A 26,560-nucleotide genomic window follows, 5' to 3' on the forward strand; every position below is an offset into this window, starting at 1 on the left:
TCAAAATTCAAAATTACAGAACTGTTGGGGATTGGGGATTGGGGACTGGGAAAAGTTTTTGTAACTTAGAATTACCTTACTGTTATGCTAACTGTTGACTAATGACTATTGACTATTGACCATTGACTATTGACCATTGACTAATCACTAAACCCGTGGCGCAAGTTGTTATAGAAAACGTATATAAAAGTTTCCCTCCCCGTCGAGGGGAAAATGTGGCTTCAGTCAGCACATCTGGTCAAAAAACAGATAAAACGCCAGAACAAGCCGGAAATATCAATGTCCTACGTCGGATTAACCTCACCATCGCCGACGGGGAATTTATGGTGTTGGTGGGGCCTTCTGGTTGTGGAAAAAGTACCTTACTGCGGTTGATTGCTGGCTTAGAAACTATGACAGGGGGAAATATTTGGGTAGGCGATCGCCTGATCAATGACTTACCTCCCAAGGAACGCGATATTGCAATGGTATTTCAAAATTACGCCCTTTACCCCCATCTCACGGTGTACGATAACATCGCCTTTGGGTTGCGTCGGCGTACATTAGAAAATGCAGACAATCAGCAAAACCCAATTCCGCAGTTCATGGAAAATACGCTGGTAGGTGTGACAAGAAAGTTACCTAAAGGACTACGCTATATTTCCGATAAAGAACGACAAGTAGACCAACGGGTAAGAGGTGTAGCGGAATTATTGCAAATTGAAACTTTGTTAAATCGCTTACCTAAACAGCTTTCAGGAGGACAAAGACAAAGGGTAGCATTAGGAAGGGCGATCGCACGCAGTCCCCAAGTATTCTTAATGGATGAGCCACTTTCTAACCTAGATGCGAAACTCCGCGCCGAAACTCGCGCCCAAATCGTTAAACTCCAACGCCAATTAGAAACAACCACAATCTACGTCACCCATGATCAAACCGAAGCGATGACAATGGGCGATCGCATCGCCATCATGAATCAAGGTCAAATTCAGCAAGTCGCCTCCCCAATAGAACTTTATAACAACCCCATTAATCGCTTTGTTGCAGAATTCATCGGTACACCACCCATGAATTTTATCCCTGTAGAATTTCACGCCCCTCTGTTAATCACCCATGCACAATTCCGTCTCACCCTCCCAGAAATTTGGGCTAGTCCATTGCAAAGATACGACGGACAAACCCTCATCTTAGGTATCCGTCCCGAACATTTAAACGTCGGCTTACCTGCCACGAAAAACTTACAAGTGCAAGTAGACTTAATAGAAAACCTCGGTAATGATGCCTTCATCACCGCCAAATTAGTTGATCAGCAACCTCAATTTGCCCACCTCATTCATCCCTTGCAAGTACGCGTTCCAGCCGAACGCCTCATTAGGGTAGGTGAAGAACTCTGGTTATCCCTCACACCCGATAAAATTCACTTTTTTGACCCTGATACTGAGTTAGCGATTGGGAGATAGGGGATTAGGGGTGTGGGGGTGTGGGGGATTAGGGGTGTGGGGGTGTGGGGGATTAGGGGTGTGAGGGTTTAGGGGAGACAAGGGGGACAAGGGAGACAAGGCGGAAGAAATATTAAGGACTAACAACAACTCAGCACTCATCGGCACCACTCAGCACTCAGCACTCACTACTCAGCACTCAGCACTCAGCACTCAGCACTATTGACTAATTCACCAAAACCTCTTCCCTCATCATGACTCTGTGAGGTTCATAGTTTGTTACTAATTCGCGGTAGACGGCTAAGGTTTCCGCATGGACTCTCGCTGCATGGAATCTTTCTAGGTTTTGTGAGGCGCGGCTTTTCCATTTGTAGAGTTGGGCGGGATCTCTGAGTAATTGTCCTAAAGCGTCTGCTAATGTCTGACTATCTTTTGCTGGGACTAACAAGCCAGCTTGTCCATAATCTAAGGTTTCTGGAATTCCATCTACGTTGCTAGCAATAATTGCACAACCTGCTTCTCGCGCTTCTGTTAATACCAAGCCAAAGGATTCGCAATGGGAAGCGAGAACAAAAATATCGCTTGCTAACATATACCTTTGGGGTTCTGGCTGGAAACCTTCAAAATGAATGCGGTGTTTGACATTGGTATTTTGTGCCATTGTCTCAAACAAGGCGCGATCAGGGCCATCTCCCACTAAATATAAATGTGCTTGGGGAAATTCGGCTGCAATTTTGGTAAAGGCGGCGATTAACTCAGCAATACCTTTACGGGAATACATCCCCGCAACGGTAGTAATAGCTGGACTATGCAGAGGTAGTGGTTGATAATCTGTCAGCTGGCGATGACGAGGGCTACCTAAAGTCCCATTAGCCACAATTCTTAATTTCTGTTGGGGGATACCACGCCGCACCATTGCAGATGCTACAGCTTGGCTGACGGCAATGACTCTATCTGCTAATCCCATGAGGATTGCACTACGTTGAAATTCGTTGTGTACAGTCGAAACTAAACTGTAATTGCTGGTATTTTTCCAAAATCCTGCCAATACCACACCCGTCATCATGTGGGCGTGAACAATATCCGGTTGAAAATTTTGGATAATCTCCCGCAACCGCCAAGCCGCTTTCATGATGTTTAGTGGTTTTCGAGATTGATCTAGGTGAAAATGTTTAGCACCATAACTTGCTAGTAGTGTTTCGTATTCTCCTCCAGCCGAAGCCACAGCTACTTCATCACCATTTTGGGCTTGCAAACAAGCGAGGTCTACAGCTACATTAACAATGCCATTACCAATTTTTTGAACGTGGTTAGTAATATGTAATATTCTCATTTAATTAATTCTCTAAATAATATTTAATCCAAAATCCAAAATTGCCAGATGCAGCCCTAATAATTTCATATATCTAAGGAATTTCTTCTAAAACTGAGTCTTGAAGAAAATCTCATAAGAAGTTAAAAATTGCTTAACAAAGCCTTGTGGTAAACTTTGCAGTTGTGAGGAGTAAGCAGCGATCGCTTGTTGTTTCTTTTCTTGAACAGCAGTAATAGAAAACCTGTAAGCCGCCGCCAAGTCGGATAATTTTAACATTAAAAATAACGGCGATCGCCAGAATAGCCAAATCGGATACTGTAACAAATCTGGATGAATTTTAGCTGACTGAATAGCGGATTTAACTAGAGTAAATGTTGCTTCATGATCTCGATGGCAATCTTTACGATGAGGCACATAAACTTCTTCGGGCTGATACAATTCTAACAATTCAGCTACCTGTGCGATCGTCTGCTGTTTTTCTGGCTCACTTAAATTTTGTAAATATCCGTCTGGTTTAGATAAAAAGTGAATATCTGAGGCTTGGACACCTAAAATTTGTAGTGCTGTTACTGCTTCTTGTCTACGAGTAGCAATAATTTGATTTTTTAAGTCTAGATTACAACCACCCGCCGCGTCTCCATTGGTTAAAAATACAACTACAACCTTGATTCCCTGTGCTGTTTTGTGAGCAATCATCCCTCCACAGCCGAAAGTTTCATCATCCTGGTGAGGAGAAAAAACCATTGCTGATTTATGACTAAAATCTTCTGGTTGACTACCATCAGATAACAACCATCTCCAGATAAAATGAGAATGTAAAGATTGGAGATTTTCTAGCCATTTTGCGGGAATTATTTTCTGGATTCTTTGCAAATAAACTTTCATGTTATGCACTAGCCTTATACTAGTCAAGAAGCAAGATAAAATTTTTCATATCTATAATTAATTACACATCTGGTCAATTACTTATAGACACCAGAGAAATCATATATCAACAACTGCGAAATAGAATAAAGATTTGATGTGATAAATGTTTGTTTTTTATTATTTATTTTAAGAAGGCAACAAAGTTATGATGTATGACACACCATAATCATAATCAAATATGTATGATTCATTTTTCTAAATGTGTCAATCCTGACATATATCAATAATAAATTGTTTTGGTAATTGAGTTGGTTTTTATAATGTTTTTATCAGAAATACATATTTTTTGAGATTTTATAGCGGTTCTCAAAATATCTGAAAAGTATGGATATTTACTTTAGTCTTATTGTTTTATTAGCTTTGGTAAAAAGATTGCATCATTTGTAACAAAAACTGGGTTAAATATTTTAGTTAGCAGATTTTCTGTAGCTTTTAGCAATTATCAATCAAAAATTCTCTAAAAAATCTTCATCTAGTCAGACGTAAAGCTTACTGATGATGATGAAAAATGACTGAATATAAATACTAAACAGTATTAATGTACTGTTTTATATAAAAATTTCATTAGTCTTTGTATAAAAGTCAACCTATGTATTAATTTTAAGCGTGGAGAATCATTGTGGGAGAACAACAAGAAAATATTTGTGCGAGTTCTGCGTCTATTCTTACCATTGGAACAGGCTGGTTTCCGCAAAGTCCAGGGGGCTTAGAAAGATATGTTTATGATTTAATTCATACATTTGTCGCTCATCAAGACCAAGTAGAATTATGTGGAATTGGCTTACCAGATATTCAATTAAATACATCAATTAAGTTAACTAACTTAGCCTCACCAAATAGTCCAATTTGGCAGAGATTTTGGTCAATTCGCCGTAACTTCCAGAAAACGAGAATCAGTAAACCGGATGCAATCAATTTACATTTTGCCCTCTATAGTTTTCCGGTGTTAGACATTTTACCCAAGGGAGTACCGATTACATTTAACTTTCATGGCCCTTGGGCGTTAGAAAGTCAACAAGAGATTAAAAGTAATCCATTGGGTATTTTAATTAAGCGACGCTTGATTGAACAAACTACTTATAGTCGTTGCGATCGCTTTGTGGTTTTGAGTAAAGCTTTTGGTAACATTTTACACCAAAAATATCAAATTCCTTGGAGCAGAATTCATGTGATTCCTGGGGGTGTAAATATTCACCGCTTCCAGCCCGACTCACCCCAAATAGCGCGTCAACAACTAGGCTGGCCGCAAAATCGCCCGATTTTATTCACATCGCGGCGTTTAGTCCAGCGTATGGGACTAGATAAACTCCTAGCAGCCGTGGCTACCATTAAACCCAAAATACCAGATGTGTGGTTAGCGATCGCCGGTCGTGGTCATTTACAAGCCACCTTAGAACAACAAATCCAAGAACTAGGGTTAGAAAATAACGTCAAATTATTAGGATTTCTCCCCGATGAACAATTACCATTAGCTTATCAAGCTGCTAACTTAACCGTAATGCCTAGCCAATCTTTTGAAGGGTTTGGTTTAGCAATCGTCGAATCTTTAGCTTGTGGTACGCCAGTTTTGTGTACACCAATTGGGGGAATGCCAGAAATTTTACAACCATTTTCACCCCAATTAATTACTAATTCTCCTGAAACTTCAGCCATTGCAGAGAAGTTAGAACAAATCTTACTAGAACAACTTCCTATCCCTTCCCCATCAGACTGCCGTCAATATATTATCAATAACTTTGATTGGCAAAAAGTCGGTCAACAAGTCAGAGAAGTAATCTTAGCTTAAAAATTTTATCATATGAAAATATTATTTTTAGACCAAAGTGGTAAACCAGGCGGTGCAGAACTCTGTTTAATTGATATCGCTAAACCTTATCGAGACTGCGCTTTAGTCGGTTTATTTGCAGATGGCGATTTTAGAAAATTATTAGTACAAAATCACATTCCTGTAGAAGTTTTAACCAATCAATCGATTGCAGTTCGTAAACAAAGCAATTTACTCCAAGCCTTCGCCAGTGTCGGACAACTTGCGCCATTAATCACCAAGGTAGTTAAAATAGCCTATCAATATGATTTAATCTACGCTAACACCCAAAAAGCATTAGTTGTAGGTGCGATCGCCAGTATAATTACTCGTCGCCCCTTGGTGTATCATTTACACGATATTCTTTCTTCAGAACACTTTAGCCAAACCAATCTTCGCATCGCTATTAACTTAGCAAATCGTTGTGCATCCTTAGTAATAGCTAATTCCCAAGCCAGTCGAACAGCCTTTATCCAAGCAGGCGGTAAGCCAGAAATCACCGAAGTTGTATATAACGGTTTTGAACCTCAAAATTATCACACTAGTAATGATGAGATTCAAAAAATTCGTCAGCAATTAGGATTAGAAAATAAATTTGTCGTTGGGCATTTTAGCAGACTTTCACCGTGGAAAGGTCAACATATCCTCATTGCAGCTCTAGCCCAATTACCACCACAAGTCACAGTAATTTTAGTAGGTGATGCCCTATTTGGTGAACAAGATTATGTAGCACAATTACATCTACAAATTGCCCAATTAGGATTAGAAAATAGGGTAAAATTTTTAGGCTTCCGTGCTGATATTCCCCAACTAATGGCAGCTTGTAATTTAGTTACCCACACCTCCACCGCCCCCGAACCCTTTGGTAGAGTCATAGTAGAAGCCATGCTGTGTGGAACACCTGTAGTAGCAGCCAAAGCAGGCGGTGCAGTGGAATTAGTAGAACAGGGAGTGAACGGTTTTTTAGTAACCCCAGGAGAACCCCAAGCCCTAGCACAAGTAATTAATACCTGCATTCAAGAAACAGAAATAACTGCAAAAATCGCTACTCAAGCACGGGATATTGCCAGTCAGCGTTTTCATGTCGCCAATGTTAATCAGCAAATAGCACAGTTAATATCTCATCTCCAAGGGAACAGGAAATAGAGAGAGATTGTCCAAATATTAGAGAACACCAAAAAATAAATTATCCCAAATAAACAGCTTAGTAGGGTGCGTCAGTATGAATAACCTCTTGGTATAGTTAGGTTTTCTCGCACTGACGCACCCTACAGTTTGGATATTTTTTTATCTGGAAGTCCCTTATGAAAAGTCAACCCCATCTCCCATTTCCGGTTCCTCGTTTTTACCCGTACATTGACTCTTGAGTAACTTTGTTGCTGCTTCACTATCTAAAGGCTGCGAGTAAAAATATCCTTGACCATATTCACAACCCAATAATTGCAGTTGATCTTGTTGTGTGATTGTCTCCACACCTTCAGCAATGACATTCATACCTAATGTGTGGCTTAACATGATAATTGTCCGCACAATGGCTGCATCTTCATTAGTTTCACCCATGCGGCTGACAAAGGAACGGTCTATTTTTAAGGTGTTAACTGGAAACCTGTGTAAATAACTTAAAGAAGAATATCCAGTACCAAAATCATCAATACTGAGACGAATATTTAAAGTTCTTAGTTGCAGCATAATCGTGATGGCAGTTTCTACATTTTTCATCGCCACACTTTCTGTAATTTCTAATTTTAAACTTGTCCCGTCTAATCCCGTTTTTTGCAGAATTTTTTGAATATATTCCACTAAATCTGGTTGGGATAACTGCTGTCCCGAAATATTCACACTCATCATCAGTGGTGGTTCTTGCGGAAATTGAGATTGCCAACTAGATAACTGTGAACAAGCAGCTTCTAAAATCCACTGTCCTAAAGGAATAATTAAACCTGTTTCCTCAGCAATGGGAATAAATTCTACTGGGGAAATAAATCCATTTTGCGGATGCTTCCATCTTAAAAGAGCTTCAAAACCAACAATTTGATGATTTTCTAAGGAGACAATGGGTTGATAATAAAGAAAAAATTCCTGCTGTAAAACAGCCCGTCGCAAGTCTGTCTCTAACTGAAAACGTCTCACAACTTGGGTGTGCATTCCCACCGCAAATACTTCATGACGTGCTTTACCTAAGTCTTTGGCTAAATACATAGCTGTGTGAGCATCCCGCAACATATCTTCGGGTTGATGCTCAAGTTGAATTTGATTGAAAGCGATACCGATACTGACGCTAGTAAATATCTCCTGCCCATTAATTTTAAAGGGAGAAGTCATCTGTTTTTGTAACTGGTCTGCAATGCTATTGGCAAAACTCGTTTCAGAAATATTTTCCAACAAAATCGCAAACTCATCTCCCCCCACCCTGGCGATAACGCCTTTGCAGCCTATACAGCTAGATAATCTTTGGCTGAAGTTGATTAAAAATTGATCACCAACATAATGAGTTAAACTTTCATTGATCACTTTGAAACGGTCAATATCTAGAAACAATAAGGCAAAACAGTTATTTTTGCCTAGTCTCGACCTGTTGATGGCCGCTTGTAAATACTTGATAAATAGCGATCGATTAGGTAGCCTAGTCAAACTGTCATACAATGCAATCTGCCATTGTTTATATGCCATCACACAGACGGCTGTGGTGAGGAAGGTTAAGGCAGGTGGTAATAAAGGTATCCAGCCACTATATGTAAATATACTTAAGCAAATGCCATACAACACTGCTAGGGAAGCTGTTCCAGCTATTCCCAAAGCCAGTGGGTGTTGCAGTCGCCAAACTAAGACACCTCCACCTAATGCCCACAGCCAAATCCATAAGATTTCAGCCCATTCAGGCCAAAACCAAAACAGAGGGCGATTATCAACAATTGTACTGAGAATTTGACTCACCAGTTGAGTGTGTAATGTTACTCCTGAAACACCAGGGCTGGTTGATTTACTTGCACTGTAGGGAGTAAAAAACAAGTCTTTTAAACTTGGGGCGACAGTCCCAATTAGGACAACTTTGTTTTTCACCAAATTGGGGTCAAATTTATCCTGTAAAATATCATTCAGTGATATCTTTTGTGCTACATTCTCGGCGGAACGATAGGAAATCAGGACTTGATAACCCGTACTGTCAACATTATGGTAACTACCTGCATCAGAAGATATGGCAGGAAATCTGGTTTTTCCCAGATATAAAGCATCGGGAGTGACGCTGAGGGTAACACCCCGATTTGCCAAATATTTCAAGCTTAAGCGGAGGGCAAAAGAGTAAAATTTCTCTTCCCCGTCGTAAGCATAGATAAAATTACGACGTATCACCCCATCAGGGTCAACTACAAAATCGTTAAACCCAATTTGCTCTGAAGGTAGACCTGAAATGGGTGCAACGCCTTGAGCTTTTGAGTCTCCAAGGTTAGTAATGGTGACTACATTGGGCTTTTGCAGTTCTTTTAGCAGCATTTCCCGCCCTGGCGGGTGGGAAATGTTGCGATAAATATCTAAGCCAATGACCTTTGCTTGAGCTTTCTGTAACTTTTGTAAAACTTGGGCAAGGGTATGATCAGACAATGGCCATTGTTGCTGTTGTTGGAGGTCATCTTCAGTAATTCCTACAATTAACAGTCGCGGATCAGGCCCCGCATCTGCTTGCAAACGTACTAGATGATCAAAAGCCGCTAGTTCTAATATTTGTAATCCACCCAGATGTCTGATGCCCAACAACAGCCCTGTCATCATCATACTGGCTACAATTACAGTCTGCTTGATACTCAAAGTTGGATATGGCCGCTTGAGATAAGTTAATACTGATGCTAGCGAATGAAGCTTTTTGAAGGATTGAATAATCACAAAAAGTATTACTGTATGAGGTAATTTCTATCTGAAACATCGATGACATCAAAAACTGCCCAACATTTGCAAGTAGGATTACACTTTTAGTTTAAATGCCCAACAAAGTGATTATTGATAAAATCCTGAGTCAGCATGAACTTTTTACTGAGCATTCAATTGTGATGACTCAGTATCCAGTATTTTTGACTATACCAAACAGGACTTTCTCTAGCACTATAGAACTGATGTACTCATCAAGAGAACATCTGTATTAGAAAAGCGAAGATTTAAAATAAAATTGCTTGATACACTTAGGCTTTAAGCAGGGTTTTTGGGATGTGAATTTCGCCTAATATTGGCGTGGCATGGTTTCGAGAAGCTATACTTTTTGCTCACGCTGGTATCAGTGTCAGACAGTAAAAGACTGGAGCTAAGGCTCACACGATTGGCTGAAAACTGGATCTTGGAAATTTTGCCCTTCTCTACGGGACGCTACGCTAACGGTTGACGCTCTTGTATCGCTAACGCTACGCTAACACCACTTGTTAATAGACTTATCTCACCGCAGAAGATATTTCATTGAGATTCGCATCTACAATACCTTCTTGGGCAATTACTTCTAACTTGAGTGCTTGTAACACCTGTAACCATTTAGCTGTTAGCTGGGGATCACGGGGGTTTTGGTGGCGTAAAGTTGCTAATTTTACTAGTGCATCTTGCCAGATACCTAAATTAGCGTAAATATTAACTTGTTCTGTAGACGTTGCAGATTCTAACTGTTGAGCAATGTTTGGTTCTAATTTGACTCTGCTAATCCAACCGTCTACGGAAATGTCATTTTCTCTTTTGTCTGGATTGCAGATCATAGAGAAAAACCAACGATATTTTTTACCAACGGCAAGTTGCGGTAGAGAACTCTGATCAAGCAGACTCATACTCACAATACCTGGATATTTGTTAGTAGTGAAACTTTTCTCATACATTATATTTTCTTGTTCATCTTGTAAAACGAACTCCAACGTTTTGGGTGTGGCGGTAGGCGGTAAATATATAAATAAATTCGGTTTTGGTGATGTTGTCAGTAGTAAATTGCTTTCTGGGATTAATGCAATCAGCTTTTTATCGCCAAATGAACATTCCCCACGCGTTCCCCCTCCGACTCTGCGTCCGGGTAAACCTTCTCTCCCTTTAGAAGATTGTGCCATTACCTGTTGTGGATAACTATTAGCAGATATGACAAGGAACATTAAGGAAAGAATCGTGGATATTTTTTTTAACTGAGTCTTCTTGCTGAACATATGCCTAGCCTGATTCATTGTATATGAGATAAGCTGATGAGCATTTAAGTTTCATAAAACCAAGCTGAACCCTTTACTAAAAGTGACTCATCCTGGAAAAATGAATAATGATGAGGTTTGTTTGATTAAATGACAGATACTGATTGTAGTCTAGTATAAAATAAGGCATTTATTTTGAGACAATAGAAGTATACGCCAGTTTAATTAATACATACAGAGTTGAGAGCGACAACAATTTACTGAGTTGTAAATTATACTAAATCTCACATTGTTTGATTGTGAATTAAATTTAGTAGTAAGGGGATTTTGCGTGTCAATTTTATACTAAACATAGTTAATGAAATCGGGTATTTATCGGTACTCTTTTTAATAGTATTTTAAAGATTGAACTTATGCTATAGAACTTCTGGATTATTCTTCCCTATTGGTTCTCATGACTAACAGAGAGCAAAGTTAGAGAACCTAGCGGTAGTGAAAAAAAGACGGATGAGATTGTAAATGGTTACTATAGAAAGTTTGGTTATGACCATAGGCAATTTACGTATAAATACAGATTTATTGATGCGATGCTCTTGATAAAGATGCCGTGGGAATTTTTTTTAGCCAGCTAAATATCATTGATATTACTAAGTAAAGATCGTCGATTTGCCATAGAAGAATATTTTACTAGGGTAAATTATCAGTAGTTTTACTATAAGAATCCGACTTGATAATTAAACTTACTTACGTAGACAGGGAACTCTTCACAGGGAACAGAGGTGTACCTAGCTTTGCAGGAAGCAAAGATAATTTCTCTATTGTCTTGAGTTGCTTTTGACGGATTTTGATGCGTCCAAAACAGTATCGGATATCAAATTGGGATAGATATAGGAATCTGATTTGATGAAGGAACTGTACAAAGTTTTTTTCAAAAATACAATAAGAATCCTATAGTCTTGTTTCTAACTGTGGGAATAGTTTATGAATCAGGGGTTTGCATCCAAAATTCAAAATCCAAAATCCAAAATAGGGATGAAATATTTCTCTTTTAGGCATAAATACTCTATTCGGGACTACCGTCGATTTTGTGTTTTTATCCTTTGGACTTTGTTAGGAATAGTGTTAGCGGTTGTGTTAGGGGTAGGAATTTTGCCTGTTTCTCTACCCAAGTCTTTACCGTTAGCGATCGCCCATGCTCAAGTAGTGAGTGAGACTGCACAACAGGAGCAACAAGGGAGAGTTTACTATGAAACAGAAAGTTTTGCTCAAGCTATCCAGGTTTGGCAACAGGTGCTTCAGGTGTATCAATCGCGCCAAGATAGATTAAATCAGGCTAGGGTATTGAGCAACCTTGCATTGGCATATCAAAAACTGGGACAATGGCCACAAGCGACTCAAGCAATTTCAGCAAGTTTGCAATTCGCTTCAGCCCAACAGGGTAAGTATTCGCAAGCAGAGTTAAAAGTCTTGGCGCAGGCTTTAAATACACAAGGCAGTCTACAGTTAGCGAAGGGAGATACACAAGCAGCACTTACCACCTGGGAAAAAGCCCATAGTAAATATACTCAAGCCCAAGATGAAAGGGGAGTGATTCGGACTCTGGTGAATCAAGCCCAAGCTTTGAAGGTTTTAGGATTACACCGTCAAGCCTTGTCAAGACTCAATCAAGCTCATGAAATCCTGCAAAAACAGCCGGAATCGTTAATTAAAGCGGCTGCATTACGCAATTTAGGTATTAACTTGCGGTTGGTGGGAAATGTAGTCCAAGCCAAGCAAGTTTTACAACAAAGTTTAGCGATCGCCCAAAAATTGCAATCTCCACTAGACATCAGTGCAGCTTTCATCGATTTGGGTAATGTAGCTCGTGTCCAGTCCGATTTACCCGCAGCTTTGCAATTATACACACAGGCGGCGGCGACTTCTCCTTCTCAATATCTGCAAGTCCGCGCCCAACTTAACCAATTAAACGTTGCTATTGACACCAAACAATGGACATTAGCGCAGTCTTTACAGCAATCAATTCCAGCAAAATTGACGGCATTACCAAATAGTCGTCATACTATTTACGCCCAGTTAAATTTTGCCCAAAGTCTAGTTCGTCTCCAGCAAGCCGATATTCCCGACACGCCAAATTTAGAGAAAATTGCTCAATTAGTTGCCAACACAGTAGTTCAGGCGGAAAATTTAGGGGATAGATACGCCCAAGCCTATGCACGCGGTAAACTAGGTAGGCTGTATGAAAAAACACAGCAGTGGTCGATAGCTGAAGATTTAACCCAGCAAGCCTTAGCCTTAGCTGAAACCATCAACGCACCGGAACTAGCTTATAGTTGGCAATGGCAATTAGGCAGAATATTGAGAAAACAAGGAGAGATAACTAAAGCGATCGCAGCTTATACTCAAGCTGTGAACACGCTGAAATCCCTGAGAAATGACTTAGTTGCAGTTGATCCTGATATTCAGTTTTCCTTTCAAGAAAGCGTCGAACCTGTTTATCGAGGACTAGTGAGTTTGTTGTTACAACCAAATCAACAATCTGACTCAGAAGCTTTAAATCAAGCCCGTCAACTCATGGAGTCCTTACAGGTAGCAGAATTAGAAGATTTCTTTCGGGAAGCTTGCTTGGATCTCAAACCCACACTAATCGATAAATTTGATAATCAAGCCGCAATTGTTTATCCGATTATCTTAGCTGACCGATTAGAAATTGTTCTCAGTTTGCCACAAAAACCGCTACAGCACTATAGCATTCCTGTGCCGCAAACCGAACTAGAAACCACAGTAGAAAAACTGCGACAAATGCTAGTCATTCGTAGTAGAAAATCGTTTCTGCCATTGTCCAGAAAACTCTACGATTGGTTGATTCGTCCAGTAGAAAATGACCTAGAGACAAGTCAAACTAAAACATTAGTCTTTGTTTTAGATGGTGTGTTGCGGAATATTCCCATGAATAGCCTCAACGATGGACAGAAATACTTATTAGAAAAATATGCGATCGCCTTAACACCAGGATTACAATTACTCCCTTCCTTAAAACTACAACAGGAAAAAGTGCAGGTACTGGGCGCAGGCTTAACTGAAGCTAGACAAGGTTTTTCTGCCCTAGATTATGTTGCCCAAGAGATGAAAATGATTAAGTCAAAAATCTCTAGTCAAGTGCTACTCAATCAAGAATTTACCCTCAAAAATCTCCGAAATAAAATTCAAGACGACTTTTTCCCGATAGTTCATATCGCTACACATGGAAAATTTAGTTCCAGAGCTATAGACACATTTATTTTAGCTTGGAATGAAAAAATCAAAATTGATGACTTAGATAATCTTTTACAAGCACCAGGGAAAAAACCACAAAAAGCCGTAGAACTTTTAGTATTAAGTGCGTGTGAAACCGCCACAGGAGACAAGCGGGCTGCTTTGGGATTGGCAGGAATTGCCGTGAGAACTGGAGTTAGGAGTACATTAGCCACACTATGGTCTGTAAATGATGAAGCTACCGCCGAGTTAATGGGTTTATTTTATAAGGAATTAACTAACACAAAGCAATCTAAAGCTGAAGCTTTACGTCAAGCTCAATTAACTCTTTTAAAAAATCCCAAATATGAGCATCCTGTCTATTGGTCGCCCTATATTTTAGTAGGAAATTGGCTATAATAACGCGATGTGCAACTTATTTGTGAAACCACTCTCCAAACCTCTCCCCTGCAAGGAGAGAGGCTTTAAATCTTGCTCCCCTTCCCTACAAGGTAAGGGGTTGGGGGTTAGGTTTAAGAGAAAGTTGCACACGGCGTTATAATACTATTTATATGTAAAGCTGCGCTAAATATTCACTTTTTCAACGCCCAAGTACACAGAGATTTTCTGATAATAAAACAAACTCCACTAGTAAAATTCAAATGGCAACTGTCACCCTCAACGTTCCACCAGCCGTAGGTCTTACAGATGAGCAGTTTTATCAACTGTGCATAGCCAACGATAAATGGCGGATAGAATTGACCGCACAAGGAGAGTTAATTATTATGCCCCCAACTGGCGGCGAAAGCGGCATCAGAAATTCAGATTTAAATCTAGAACTAGGATTATGGAATCGTCAAGCAAAACTAGGAAAAGTCTTTGACTCCTCAACAGAATTTCGCCTACCCAATGGGGCTTTTCGTTCACCGGATGTAGCGTGGGTAAAAAAAGAACGTTGGGAAGCATTAACGGCTGAACAAAGACGACGCTTTCCGCCACTCTCGCCAGATTTTGTTATTGAACTGCGTTCTGAAACCGATTCCTTAAAAAAATTAAGGGCGAAAATGCAGGAATATCGAGATCATGGGGTGCGTCTCGGTTGGTTAATTGACCCTCAAACACCTTTAGTAGAAATTTATCGTCCAGGTTTGGAAGTAGAAACCCTTAATTTCTCCATAGACCAACCACCACAACTTTCAGGAGAAGATGTATTACCAGGATTTGTCCTAGATTTAAGCCTCATCCTCAACCCGTAAAAAAACTTTGAGGCAACCGAACCGTGTTGCGTGGAGATTGAAACCCCCACACCCTTACACCCTTACACCCTTACACCCTTACACCCCTACACCCCTACACCCCTACACCCCTAATAAAACCCAATTCCCCATGCCCAATTTTAAATCCCTATCTATCATGGAACAAAGCCTGTAAATTAAAATCAAGCAATGCTGACCCTGATTAAAGATTTAGCCACAAAACTAGCACCCCGCCTCATCGAGATTCGTCGTCACATTCACTCTCATCCAGAACTTAGCGGTCAAGAATATCAAACTGCGGCGTTTGTGGCCGGTGTCTTATCGTCCAGTGGTCTGCGTGTACAGGAGGGAGTTGGTAAAACTGGTGTGGTGGGAGAACTACACGGTAGCAGTCAAGATCAGCCATTCCTGGCGATTCGTACTGATATGGATGCTTTACCCATTCAAGAATCTACCGCCTTGGAATATGCTTCCCGCAAAGAAGGAGTGATGCACGCTTGTGGACATGATGTGCATACAACAGTGGGTTTGGGAACAGCAATGGTACTTTCCCAGATGGCGGAGGAGTTAGGCGGAAATGTGCGGTTTTTATTTCAGCCTGCGGAGGAAATCGCCCAAGGCGCGAGTTGGATGATTGAAGATGGAGTAATGAAAAATGTTGCGGCTATCTTAGGGGTTCATGTTTTCCCTTCTATTTCGGCTGGTTCAATTGGTGTACGTTATGGGGCATTGACGGCGGCGGCGGATGATTTAGAAATTATCATTATGGGCGAATCTGGTCATGGTGCGCGTCCCCATGAAGCGATTGACGCAATTTGGATTGCTGCACAGGTGATTACCGCTTTGCAACAAGCCATCAGCCGCACTCAAAACCCTTTGCGTCCGGTGGTGTTGAGTATTGGAAAGATTAACGGCGGTCGAGCGTCTAATGTGATTGCTGATAAAGTCCAGTTATTAGGAACAGTGCGATCGCTCCACCCAGAAACCCGCGCTCAACTCCCCAACTGGATTGAAAAAATTGTCGCTAATGTTTGTCATTCCTATGGTGCAGGTTATCAAGTGAATTATCACCAAGGTGTACCAGGTGTAAATAATGACTATGCACTCACACAACTATTTCAGTCAGCCGGAGAAGAAGCTTGGGGAAGCGATCGCGTCCAAGTTTTACCAGAACCCTCTCTAGGTGCAGAAGATTTTTCCGTATATTTAGAACACGTTCCTGGGGCAATGTTTCGCTTAGGTGTAGGCTATTCAGACCGAATTATCAACCATCCCTTACATCATCCTGAATTTGAAGTCAATGAATCTGCTATTGTGACAGGAGTAATTACAATGGCTTACGCCGCGTGTAAGTATTTTCAACCAAGATAAATCTTCAACTTACTGACGGAGATGATTCATGCAGGTTCTTGAATTTCCCAGTGTCGCAGTTATAGCCGGAGAAAACGCTGTGGCTGTGACTCAACTTCCTCCTGTATGGCAAGATATTGCTCAGGGTACTGTTAAAACTGGACTGTGTAACCCACAAATCTATGTAGAGATGGCACAGTTATTTTTATACAAGTTAGAACAGGGTGATGTTGACTTATTTAACGAACGTCCAGAACTCACCCACCTGAAGCCATCATTTTGTCAATTATTTGGGCAATTAGCACGAGAAACCTTAGAATTCTATGGTCATGATTTCATGACTTGTAACTATCCCAATTTTGCAGAAATTTTGCGAGAGTTGGAGAGTTACGGGTCTGACTATGCAGATGAAATCAAAGTGGCGAAAATTGGCTTAGAACTGTTCGATGAATTTGGTTATGAATTGCCAGCCAGCTTTTATCATGTGCATTTAGCACCAATTTATCGAGATCATGTGTTTGAAGAACGCGCCTTAAGATTTGACAAGCGAGACATTGAACACAAGCGTCCCTGGGATGCCATGCTTCATGCGTGTAAAGTATTTGCTATGCAAATGAAGGTGCAGAGTATCGCTTCCAAATATGGCTTTACTTATCAGCATGGTTGCGGTTGTAACTCCCACCTCTCAGCAATTGACTTATCACAGGGCAAATTTGAGTATGAATTAAGTCCAGAAAAACGCGATCGCTGGATTCGCAGTTTCATCTGGACAGCTTGGTATGAGTATGCTTTCTTTGCGATCGTGCCGAATACTAGTTATTTGGTTTGATTTGGGGACTGGGGATTGGGGATTGGGGATTGGAAGGTAGACAAGGTAGAATTCATGTCTCAACTCATCACCCACTACCCAGCACTCAGCACTCACCACTCAGCACTCATCACTCATTACTCAGCACTTCATCACTCTCAAGGTTTACGGATGAAGATTTGCGTGATGTAAACTTCACCCTTGCTATTAACTGCGACACCAATACCTGTCAGGTTGTAATTACCTTTAATGTTGTTGAGATGTCCAGAACTTCTCAGCCAACCTTGAACAGCTTGGGTTGCAGGATCACTATAACCGCGATTTGTCGCCACATTTTCCGCCGCCGCTTGGTAAGAACTCACCGACGCTTGGACTCGTTGACTAAAACCAGTATGACCAAATGGGACAGTACCATTAGCCATGTTTCGACTATGAATTCTGGCTTGATTATCTATAGACGAATTTCGCGTTAAGGCTGGTAAACTCAGAGAAGCACGGTATTGATTAATTTGCCGATGCACAGATGCTTCTACATCTGCGGTCTTGATTGTAGAAGTTGTTGGTTGGGGATTAGTGGGTGTAGAAGTTTGACTAGATGACAGCACAAATATTTGTGTGATGTAAACTTCACCCTTGCTATTAACTGCAACACCAATACCTGTGAGGTTGTAATTACCTTTAATGTTGTTGAGATGTCCAGAACTTGTTAGCCAACCTTGAACAGATTGGGTAGCAGGATCACTATATCCCCGATTTGTCGCCACATTTTCCGCCGCCGCTTGGTAAGAAATACCTATCGCCTGGACTCGTTGATTAAAACCAGAATGACCAAATGCAGCTTGAGCATCAGCCATCCTCTGACTATGAATCCTGGCTTGACTATCTATAGACTCATTCCGCGTTAACGCCGGTAAACCCAAAGAAGCGCGGTACTGATTAATTTGGCGATGCACAGATGCTTCTACAGCTGCGGTGTCAATTGTAGATTGTGCTATGTGACGACTTTGAACAGATTTGGGCAAAGATTGTGGTGTGTAAGTGTGAGCCGGTGCAGCAATTGCCACTACTCCACCCGACACAATCAACGTGCCTAAAACAAAGTTGTGAATTTTCGTGCGAATCATTAATAGGGTGTCTGAAAGACTGAAAGGGAACTTTCAGTACATCTAACCAGACTCATCTTTTTTAGACAAATAAGTCTTTGAGTAGTTTTATGGTGTAAAAGCTCACATTAATTAGTAAAACAGATTATCAAGCTTGAAATTAGCGATTTTTCAAATATTTGCCATCAAATTTTTCGGATTACAAGCAGCATAGGCGGTAGATGAAAATGCGATCGCCTATCACCGAAGAGTCAGAGGGGAAGAAAGCAGGGAGCAGGGGTAACAAGCCCTTCTCCTGGAACGCGGAGCATAGGTAGCAGTGGAGAGTTTCCTTCCTACGCGAATGTTTTCAGGAATCAAATCTAATTCCCACATATTAAGTTCAGTATATTTTAGAATACAACTGCAACAAACACTCGACAATTGAAAATCCCTATCTTATCATTAGTTTATTAGCTTGATGTTTGGCAAGTCGAAGCGGGGTCAAAAACCCTGGGGATTCGTCAAAATCGCCAGAACCTTGACAACATAATAATTACAGCGTTTCAATAATTCGGGAAGTTGCAAATTAATCGCAATAAGGTGGGCTGGAATCGACCTGATTTTGCGACTCGTCAAAATGCTTCCCAGGAAGCTTGCTCTATATAAGTTTCAGTACCGAGCAGTTTCCATTAACCTTTTCCCCGCAAGGGGACTGAAACTTCGACATCGTGCTGTTAAAAATCCCAGAGTTGAGGGTGTTTCCATTAACCTTTTCCCCGCAAGGGGACTGAAACCCAGTCGAATAACTTCACTTTTCATTGGGTAAGGCGTACGTTTCCATTAACCTTTTCCCCGCAAGGGGACTGAAACCTTTCAAAAATTCGGCGGTAGCGTCCCATTCTTGACGGTTTCCATTAACCTTTTCCCCGCAAGGGGACTGAAACCCACTATCGATTAGTGGTTAAAGATGATAATTCCTGTTTCCATTAACCTTTTCCCCGCAAGGGGACTGAAACTTGCAAAGTCTTGCCGTCGCTCATTAAATTTTCTAGTTTCCATTAACCTTTTCCCCGCAAGGGGACTGAAACAATGCGGTTTGGGCATCTCCCAAGGTGGCATCGGGTGTAAAGTTTCCATTAACCTTTTCCCCGCAAGGGGACTGAAACACTTGGCTTATAGCCTAGTCATCCTTGGGTTTTTTACGTTTGTTTCCATTAACCTTTTCCCCGCAAGGGGACTGAAACGCACTCTCACCTTTAATTGTTTTTCCTTGCAAGATGCAGAAGGTTTCCATTAACCTTTTCCCCGCAAGGGGACTGAAACTAATCACGTTTCACCTCAACATCGAAGCGATCGCAGTTTCCATTAACCTTTTCCCCGCAAGGGGACTGAAACGTGTATTGGTCATCGATAAGTAGGTTGCTGTGGTCAATGGTTTCCATTAACCTTTTCCCCGCAAGGGGACTGAAACAACAGGTGAGAGTCAGTAAGATTTATTCCTCAGTTAGTTTCCATTAACCTTTTCCCCGCAAGGGGACTGAAACCTTTTAGCAAGAAAGGTAGAGGGCAGGAGGCAGAAGGCGTTTCCATTAACCTTTTCCCCGCAAGGGGACTGAAACGCCATATTTCTCCTAGTTTGTTACCATCCAAGCTTGTTTCCATTAACCTTTTCCCCGCAAGGGGACTGAAACATTTACCACTGCTATCTTTTACTTTAATTTGAGTTTCCATTAACCTTTTCCCCGCAAGGGGACTGAAACAAGAAACTTGGAACTGGTACATAGAAACAATTCACCGTTTCCATTAACCTTTTCCCCGCAAGGGGACTGAAACTCGAAAATTGTGGTGAAAGCTTGGACGAACTATTGGGGGTTTCCATTAACCTTTTCCCCGCAAGGGGACTGAAACGTTCGCTTGTTCTTGATTGGTAATCCTCTAGTAATTCTCGGTTTCCATTAACCTTTTCCCCGCAAGGGGACTGAAACCCATCACAGTTAGGCTTGAACCTTCTGGGCGATGGTTGTTTCCATTAACCTTTTCCCCGCAAGGGGACTGAAACGTCATTTGTTTACTCCGTAGTTTTTATGTGCGGATTGTTTCCATTAACCTTTTCCCCGCAAGGGGACTGAAACCCCCCATTAACAGCCTCCACGTTTGACTCATCCGCTAAGTTTCCATTAACCTTTTCCCCGCAAGGGGACTGAAACATCGCTTTATCAGTTTTCCCCTTAGCTTTCAAGTTACGTTTCCATTAACCTTTTCCCCGCAAGGGGACTGAAACGCTTCATCGTTTAAAATCCCAATCAGTTCTAAATCCAAGGTTTCCATTAACCTTTTCCCCGCAAGGGGACTGAAACAAGACAATGACATCGAGGCAATTAAATTTATGCAGGTTTCCATTAACCTTTTCCCCGCAAGGGGACTGAAACTGCCCTTTGATTGGGGGAGGGGCAAATTTTTGCTTTAGGTTTCCATTAACCTTTTCCCCGCAAGGGGACTGAAACGCGTGCGTCCGTGCCGTTGGTGCTGGTGGTGGGTTGTGGGTGTTTCCATCAACCTTTCCCCATAAGGGGACTAAAACTCAAACTTAACATTTGCTTGAACTAAGTTAGATTCATTTAAGCTGAACAAAAGCAGGGCTAAAGCCCTTACTACAAACGCATCGGTTCAGAAAAATGAATGACGATTAACTGACCACCCAAGGGAGATGAAGCACAGAAGTAAACTGCAAATAAGAATCTTCGCTTGAAAATGACACTTTAGACTATTGACTAATGACTGTTGACTAATGACTAATGACTAATGACTAATGACTAATGACTAAGAGAAAATGTCAAAATGAAATGTGTTTTGCCATCGCCACTTGATACAGTGAGCATTTGAGATAAATAAACTGGTAATTTATGGGTAAGCAGCGTGTTCTTTCTGGAGTTCAACCAACTGGTAACTTACACTTGGGTAACTACTTAGGCGCAATTCGCAACTGGGTAGAAATCCAAGAACAGTATGATAATTTCTTTTGTGTCGTAGATTTACACGCGATTACAGTACCGCATAATCCAGCGACATTGGCAGCAGATAGTTACACAATTGCCGCACTTTATTTAGCCTGTGGTATTGACTTAAAATACTCGAATATCTTTATTCAATCCCACATTTCCGCCCACAGTGAACTAGCTTGGTTGCTCAACTGCATCACACCCCTGAACTGGCTGCAAGACATGATTCAGTTTAAAGAGAAAGCCGTCAAGCAAGGGGAAAACGTCGGTGCAGGTTTATTAATCTACCCAGTGCTGATGGCGGCTGATATTTTGTTGTATCAAGCCGATAAAGTGCCGGTAGGTGAAGACCAAAAACAACACCTAGAACTCACACGGGATATCGTCAACAGATTTAATCACCAATTCGCCAAGGATCAGCCCGTCCTCAAACTACCAGACCCCTTAATTCGCAAAGAAGGCGCGAGGGTGATGAGTTTGACCGATGGGACGCGCAAAATGTCTAAATCTGACCCTTCAGAGTTAAGCCGGATTAATCTTTTAGATCCACCAGATCAGATTGCCAATAAAATTAAACGTTGTAAAACTGACCCAGTGCGGGGATTAATCTTTGACGACCCAGAAAGACCAGAGTGCAACAACTTGCTAACTTTATATATGTTATTGTCAGGCAAGGCGAAGGAAGAAGTAGCAGCTGAGTGTCAAGACATGGGCTGGGGACAATTTAAGCCATTACTGACCGAAACAGCAATTAACGCTCTCAAACCCATCCAAGACAAATATCAGCAAATCATGGACGACAAAGGTTATTTAGAGTCTGTGTTGCGTGATGGTAGAGAAAAAGCCGAAGCCATAGCCAACCAAACCCTCAAAGACGTGAAAGCTGCGTTAGGTTATTCAATGCCTTTGTGAATTTGGGAATGGGGCATGGGGCATTGGGCATTGGGCATTGGGCATTGGGCATTGGGCATTGGGCATTGGGCATTGGGCATTGGGCATTGGGTATGGGATTAAAATCTACCTTGTCCCCTGCCTCCCCTGCTCCCCCTTTTAAGGGTAGGGGTTTAAAAATCAGGCAGTAGAGAGAGTGATTTTCAAGACATGAAGTTGTGGAGTCAAGTTAGGCCAAGGTTGAGGGAAAAAGCTACCGATGGGTAAAGGTTCTCGATTAAGAACAGCAGCTTTAATGACTAAAAATCCACGCCGAAAACAACTCAAGCAACGATGGAAAACACTATGTTTGAAATTGCGTCGAGCAACATGAGTGGGTGGTAGCTCATCTAAACTACTAATGGGTAGATTGGCATCAACTTCTCCACCGACGCTAACTTGCCACAGAGTAGCAACAGCCATCGCCAACCAATGCCTCTCGGCGCGTTTGGGGTGAGTAATTTTGGTGCGATGCCAACCAAAACCGCCGCGTTTGCCATCTTTAAACAGACACTCAATCCAACAGCGCATGGTATACCAGCAAGCATCCGCAATTTCCGGTGGTAAATCGGTGAGAATTAACCAAGGGTCAGCATAACCCTCATCATGGCGAGCTACCAAAGTACATTTGACAGAGTTAGTTTTGAAACAAGTAACTAAACCAGAGAACGACTGACCAACTTCCGAGACCAAAGTATTTAAAGGTTGCCAAGATTCAGTTCCTTGAGGTTTGAACTGTCCAATTTGGTTAATTCGCATAAATGGATGCCAACCCAGGGATTGAATTTGTTGATATAGCCAGTCGGCATACAGTCCACGGTCTGTTGTCACTATGACAAACCAATCTGCTGGTACAGTCTCACTGATGTCGCTTAATAATTTTTGCCAGTGCGGTTTCCAACTTCCTGGTTTAGTTGCCTCCACTATTTTCCAGGCTATGGGAATTCCACAACCCCTATAAACAACACTAATCGCTAAGACTGTAAATCTATCACTCAATGTTGTGGCATCAGCTGCTAATGCCAACCGTTTTTCCTCTTGTGGCCACAGACTCAGAATCCATAACAACAAAGGTCTAAAACACAATGTCACATCTAGTGTTGCCCGTCCTGTTGTTGCTTTTGTTTTATCTTCCCCATCTCTTAACCATTCTCTGAGTTGCTGACGTACTGTATTTTCCTTTTTTCCCAATAACTCTGCTAAGAACACTGACACTGTTGTCAGTCCACATGATTGGGTCATCACTATCCCAAAACTCCACATTGCTAGTATCAATGCTTGCGACTTGGACAGATGGGGCATCTTTTCTATCACTGTTCTAGTCCATTGCCTTAATTCCTCATTTTTTCCTAACAGCATTCTCCCTGACACCCTCAATTCTTCGCTTTATCTGACTTGCGGATTTTTGCGGTTTGATAACAGTTGTATATTTTACCTGCTTTTCTGCCCCTTTCTTAAACCCCTACCCTTGAAAGCTGCTCCCCCTGCTTCCCCTGCTCCCCCTGCTCCCCCTGCTCCCCCTGCTCCCCTGCTCCCCTGCCTCCCCAATCCCCCGACTTCTCTTTAAGGTGTAATTTGTTATACCCTTGAAGAGAACCCAATTATGAATGTTATGGAACATAGCCATAGCTGTAGTTACAGTACACTGAACAATTTCCGTAAGGCCGCGCAAGCGGGTGAATTTTTAGTTACCGCCGAGGTAGCACCACCAAAAGGGGGAGATCCCACCCACATGATTGAAATGGCGGCGACCCTTAAGGGGAGGGTTCATGCTGTCAATATTACCGATGGTAGCCGAGCTGTGTTACGGATGTCTTCATTGGTAGCATCAGTGATTTTGCTACAAAATGGGATTGAACCAATTTGTCAGATGGCTTGCCGCGATCGCAACCGTATCGGATTACAAGCCGACTTGATGGGCGCGCACGCTTTAGGTATCCGTAATATCTTAGCCTTGACAGGCGACCCAGTAAAAGCAGGCGATCATCCTGAAGCCAAAGCCGTATTTGATTTAGAAGCCGTGCGACTATTGCAACTGATTCGGAAAATGAATCAAGGTGTCGATGGCAATGATAAACCTTTGACCGATGGTGCAACGGATTTATTTGTAGGTGCAGCCGTAGATCCTCAGTGTGCTAGTTGGTCAGGTTTGCAAAGTCGCTTTGAACGCAAAATTGAAGCCGGAGCGCAATTTTTTCAAAGTCAGTTAATTACTGATTTTGAAAGACTAGAAAAATTCATGGACAAGATAGCATCAGTCCATAATAAACCCATTTTGGCGGGAATTTTTCTATTGAAATCAGCGAAAAACGCTCAATTTATTAATAAATGCGTTCCAGGTGTCAATATACCTGAACACATCATTGAAAGGTTAGCACAAGCCAAACACCCCCTAGAAGAAGGTGTAAAAATTGCTGCCGAGCAAGTGCAGATTGCAAGGCAATTATGTCACGGTGTCCACATGATGGCAGTCAAGCGGGAAGATTTGATTCCCAAAATCTTAGATTTAGCTGGAGTTGCGCCAGTTAATCAGGTGTTAGCGAAGTAGACAAGGCAATTTTATTTGTGTTGTACAGAGGAGGAGAGGTGATTGGTATCGTTTCTCCTCCCTTTCTCACTGCTACACTAAGAAACAACCCTTACCCTGTGCAAAGGTAATCTTATGACCTCTGCAACCAATCTAGACGCTGACCTCACCCCATTTCCTGACCATACGCAGCTACCAGAGTCCGATGGTACATTCGTGAAAAACTGGCAAGAACATCCTCAAAGCATTTTATTGACGGACTCAATTCAACCCGTCCTCAAACAGTTACATCCTGATGGTCAATATTGTATTGGTCAAGACTTAGGCATTTACTGGCGTTTAACTGACCCCCCAGAAAAAGGCGCGGAAGCACCTGATTGGTTTTATGTAGGAAATGTCCCGCCTTTACTTGATGGACAAACACGACGATCTTATGTGTTGTGGCGTGAGTTTATTTCCCCATCTATTGCTTTGGAATTTGTTTCTGGTGATGGTAGTGAAGAACGAGATAGAACACCCTGGAAGGGTAAATTTTGGATTTATGAGCAGGTAATTCATCCAGCTTTTTACGGTATCTATGAAGTAAATAAAGCCAGTGTAGAAGTTTATGAATTAATTGGTGGTAGATATCAGATACTATCAGCCAATGAACGCGGACGTTATCCTATCACACCCTTGGGAGTTGAGTTAGGTATATGGGAGGGTGAATATCAAAATGCACAATTACCCTGGCTACGTTGGTGGGATACGGAGGGTAATTTGTTGCTGACTGGTGAAGAAAGAGCCGAACAAGAACGTCAACGCAACGATCGCCTGATTGCTCAACTGCGCGCTCTCGGTGTTGAACCAGAAGTATAATTAGATGTAACATAACCCCGATTTTGCTCGAAAATCGGGGTGTTTGTGGTGTTATACAACCAAAATTTGACGGATTAAAATACTCATTACTTGGTCAGGGTTTTCCGTTGGTAAAAGTGGACTCCAATCTCCTACATTGGCATAACCAACTGCCTGCAAATAATGTATTGTACTGGTGACAGCTTTAGGAGAACCAATCAACAAATGTTTAATGGGTTCTCTGTTGGGTAATGGCTGTTGAGTAGATTGTTGAATCGTGGGTGTATCAGAATTTTCGTTGCTCAAATACTGTTGTAGTAGTGCTTGAGCATCTCTTAATTTGGTTTCTTGTGCCATGATAATAATCGACTCCTGTTTTGGGGTTGAAAGAAAGGCGATCGCGGACTTTGCTAGAGGGGCGATCGCCTTTCTCATACTATTCATAATAAAGTATAATCTTATACTTGTAAATAGATTGAAAAGAAAATTTGCAAATAATTAAATTTAAATAAAACTTAGATTTCACAAGGTTTAAATAAAATACAGAGAGCTAATTCTGATATTTTATAAATTGTATAAAATATAAAATTATTTTCAGTGATTTAATGTAGATAGCGAATCTAAGCCACGGAAAAATTCAGTTATGGTATCAAAAAATTGAGCTTGATCATCAAATGAACTGCAACATTCTCAAGACTACTTTTGTCCTGAAGTAAACTTTATTGAGTGATGGCATCAAAACTTAATGCCGTAACGACAGAATATTGATTAGATGATAATGCTGTTGATGAGCGAGATAGCACTTGTTTGTAGTGAGTTTGATGACCTCTCCCCAAACCCCTCTCCGACGCGGAGAGGGGCTTAAATATCTGGAAAGCTCAACGACAAATGAAGGTTTTAAAGCCTCTCTCCGTGCAGGGTAGAGGTTTGGAGAG

General features: G+C 41.5%; 18 protein-coding genes, 1 pseudogene and 1 CRISPR repeat array. Of the genes and pseudogenes, 11 read left to right on the top strand and 8 right to left on the bottom strand.

Annotation, left to right across the window (positions count from 1 at the left end; all coding sequences use genetic code 11):
• Positions 1-155 precede the first annotated feature (155 nt).
• On the top strand, positions 156-1,439 hold the full coding sequence (locus tag CV014_RS07100; RefSeq protein WP_329608353.1) for an ABC transporter ATP-binding protein: 1,284 nt from the start codon (positions 156-158) through the stop codon (positions 1,437-1,439).
• 205 nt (positions 1,440-1,644) lie between these two features.
• Here CV014_RS07100 and CV014_RS07105 read toward each other — a convergent pair whose 3' ends face one another.
• Positions 1,645-2,751: a glycosyltransferase family 4 protein gene (locus tag CV014_RS07105; protein WP_236141388.1), complete on the bottom strand. Its 1,107-nt coding sequence runs from the start codon at positions 2,749-2,751 to the stop codon at positions 1,645-1,647.
• 87 nt (positions 2,752-2,838) lie between these two features.
• Positions 2,839-3,618, bottom strand: coding sequence for a PIG-L deacetylase family protein (locus tag CV014_RS07110; RefSeq protein WP_236141389.1), 780 nt, complete (start codon positions 3,616-3,618; stop codon positions 2,839-2,841).
• A gap of 661 nt (positions 3,619-4,279) precedes the next feature.
• Here CV014_RS07110 and CV014_RS07115 point away from each other — a divergent pair.
• Positions 4,280-5,446 (top strand): glycosyltransferase family 4 protein, encoded by a 1,167-nt coding sequence (locus tag CV014_RS07115; protein WP_236141390.1) that lies wholly within the window; start codon positions 4,280-4,282, stop codon positions 5,444-5,446.
• 12 nt (positions 5,447-5,458) lie between these two features.
• Entirely contained in the window at positions 5,459-6,610 is a 1,152-nt protein-coding gene (locus CV014_RS07120) for a glycosyltransferase (protein ID WP_236141391.1), read from the top strand.
• A gap of 156 nt (positions 6,611-6,766) precedes the next feature.
• Here CV014_RS07120 and CV014_RS07125 read toward each other — a convergent pair whose 3' ends face one another.
• Both CV014_RS07125 and CV014_RS07130 read right to left on the bottom strand, forming a co-directional pair.
• Positions 6,767-9,268, bottom strand: coding sequence for an EAL domain-containing protein (locus CV014_RS07125; RefSeq protein WP_236141392.1), 2,502 nt, complete (start codon positions 9,266-9,268; stop codon positions 6,767-6,769).
• A 611-nt stretch (positions 9,269-9,879) separates the two neighbouring features.
• A complete protein-coding gene (locus CV014_RS07130) occupies positions 9,880-10,623 on the bottom strand; it encodes a DUF928 domain-containing protein (protein WP_236141393.1) in 744 nt (247 codons plus the stop codon).
• 960 nt (positions 10,624-11,583) lie between these two features.
• Here CV014_RS07130 and CV014_RS07135 point away from each other — a divergent pair.
• From CV014_RS07135 to CV014_RS07155, 5 genes are all read left to right on the top strand, one after another.
• On the top strand, positions 11,584-14,253 hold the full coding sequence (locus tag CV014_RS07135; protein ID WP_236141394.1) for a CHAT domain-containing protein: 2,670 nt from the start codon (positions 11,584-11,586) through the stop codon (positions 14,251-14,253).
• A gap of 242 nt (positions 14,254-14,495) precedes the next feature.
• The gene (locus tag CV014_RS07140) at positions 14,496-15,089 is read left to right on the top strand and encodes a Uma2 family endonuclease (RefSeq protein ID WP_236141395.1); all 594 of its coding nucleotides are present in this window, start codon (positions 14,496-14,498) and stop codon (positions 15,087-15,089) included.
• 189 nt (positions 15,090-15,278) lie between these two features.
• Positions 15,279-16,460 (top strand): M20 family metallopeptidase, encoded by a 1,182-nt coding sequence (locus CV014_RS07145; protein ID WP_236141396.1) that lies wholly within the window; start codon positions 15,279-15,281, stop codon positions 16,458-16,460.
• Positions 16,461-16,488: 28 nt separating this feature from the next.
• Positions 16,489-17,268, top strand: a complete 780-nt coding sequence (locus tag CV014_RS07150; protein WP_236141397.1) for a hypothetical protein — start codon at positions 16,489-16,491, stop codon at positions 17,266-17,268.
• Positions 17,269-17,283: 15 nt separating this feature from the next.
• Positions 17,284-17,439 (top strand): hypothetical protein, encoded by a 156-nt coding sequence (locus CV014_RS07155; protein WP_236141398.1) that lies wholly within the window; start codon positions 17,284-17,286, stop codon positions 17,437-17,439.
• Here the strand turns inward: CV014_RS07155 and CV014_RS30585 are convergent.
• Together CV014_RS30585 and CV014_RS30590 are read right to left on the bottom strand one after the other, a co-directional pair.
• The gene (locus CV014_RS30585; RefSeq protein WP_268964540.1) at positions 17,406-17,849 is read right to left on the bottom strand and encodes a CAP domain-containing protein; all 444 of its coding nucleotides are present in this window, start codon (positions 17,847-17,849) and stop codon (positions 17,406-17,408) included. The genes CV014_RS07155 and CV014_RS30585 overlap by 34 nt on opposite strands.
• A gap of 15 nt (positions 17,850-17,864) precedes the next feature.
• A pseudogene (locus CV014_RS30590) lies at positions 17,865-18,371 on the bottom strand (CAP domain-containing protein); the annotation flags it as partial.
• A gap of 643 nt (positions 18,372-19,014) precedes the next feature.
• Positions 19,015-20,836: a CRISPR direct-repeat array (repeat unit 37 nt; unit sequence GTTTCCATTAACCTTTTCCCCGCAAGGGGACTGAAAC).
• 399 nt (positions 20,837-21,235) lie between these two features.
• Here CV014_RS30590 and trpS point away from each other — a divergent pair.
• Entirely contained in the window at positions 21,236-22,243 is a 1,008-nt protein-coding gene (gene trpS, locus CV014_RS07170; protein WP_236141399.1) for a tryptophan--tRNA ligase, read from the top strand.
• Between the two features lie 159 nt (positions 22,244-22,402).
• On the opposite strand, the gene CV014_RS07175 is transcribed toward trpS, so the two are convergent.
• On the bottom strand, positions 22,403-23,476 hold the full coding sequence (locus CV014_RS07175; protein WP_236141400.1) for a transposase: 1,074 nt from the start codon (positions 23,474-23,476) through the stop codon (positions 22,403-22,405).
• 397 nt (positions 23,477-23,873) lie between these two features.
• Between CV014_RS07175 and CV014_RS07180 the strand changes: the two genes are divergently transcribed.
• Both CV014_RS07180 and CV014_RS07185 read left to right on the top strand, forming a co-directional pair.
• Entirely contained in the window at positions 23,874-24,809 is a 936-nt protein-coding gene (locus tag CV014_RS07180; protein ID WP_236141437.1) for a methylenetetrahydrofolate reductase, read from the top strand.
• A gap of 114 nt (positions 24,810-24,923) precedes the next feature.
• Positions 24,924-25,646, top strand: coding sequence for a Uma2 family endonuclease (locus CV014_RS07185; RefSeq protein ID WP_236141401.1), 723 nt, complete (start codon positions 24,924-24,926; stop codon positions 25,644-25,646).
• A 51-nt stretch (positions 25,647-25,697) separates the two neighbouring features.
• Here CV014_RS07185 and CV014_RS07190 read toward each other — a convergent pair whose 3' ends face one another.
• The gene (locus tag CV014_RS07190) at positions 25,698-25,982 is read right to left on the bottom strand and encodes a hypothetical protein (RefSeq protein WP_236141438.1); all 285 of its coding nucleotides are present in this window, start codon (positions 25,980-25,982) and stop codon (positions 25,698-25,700) included.
• Between the last annotated feature and the right edge of the window lie 578 nt (positions 25,983-26,560).

Source organism: Nostoc sp. CMAA1605, assembly GCF_021596505.1.
In the GTDB taxonomy this organism is placed as follows: domain Bacteria; phylum Cyanobacteriota; class Cyanobacteriia; order Cyanobacteriales; family Nostocaceae; genus Trichormus.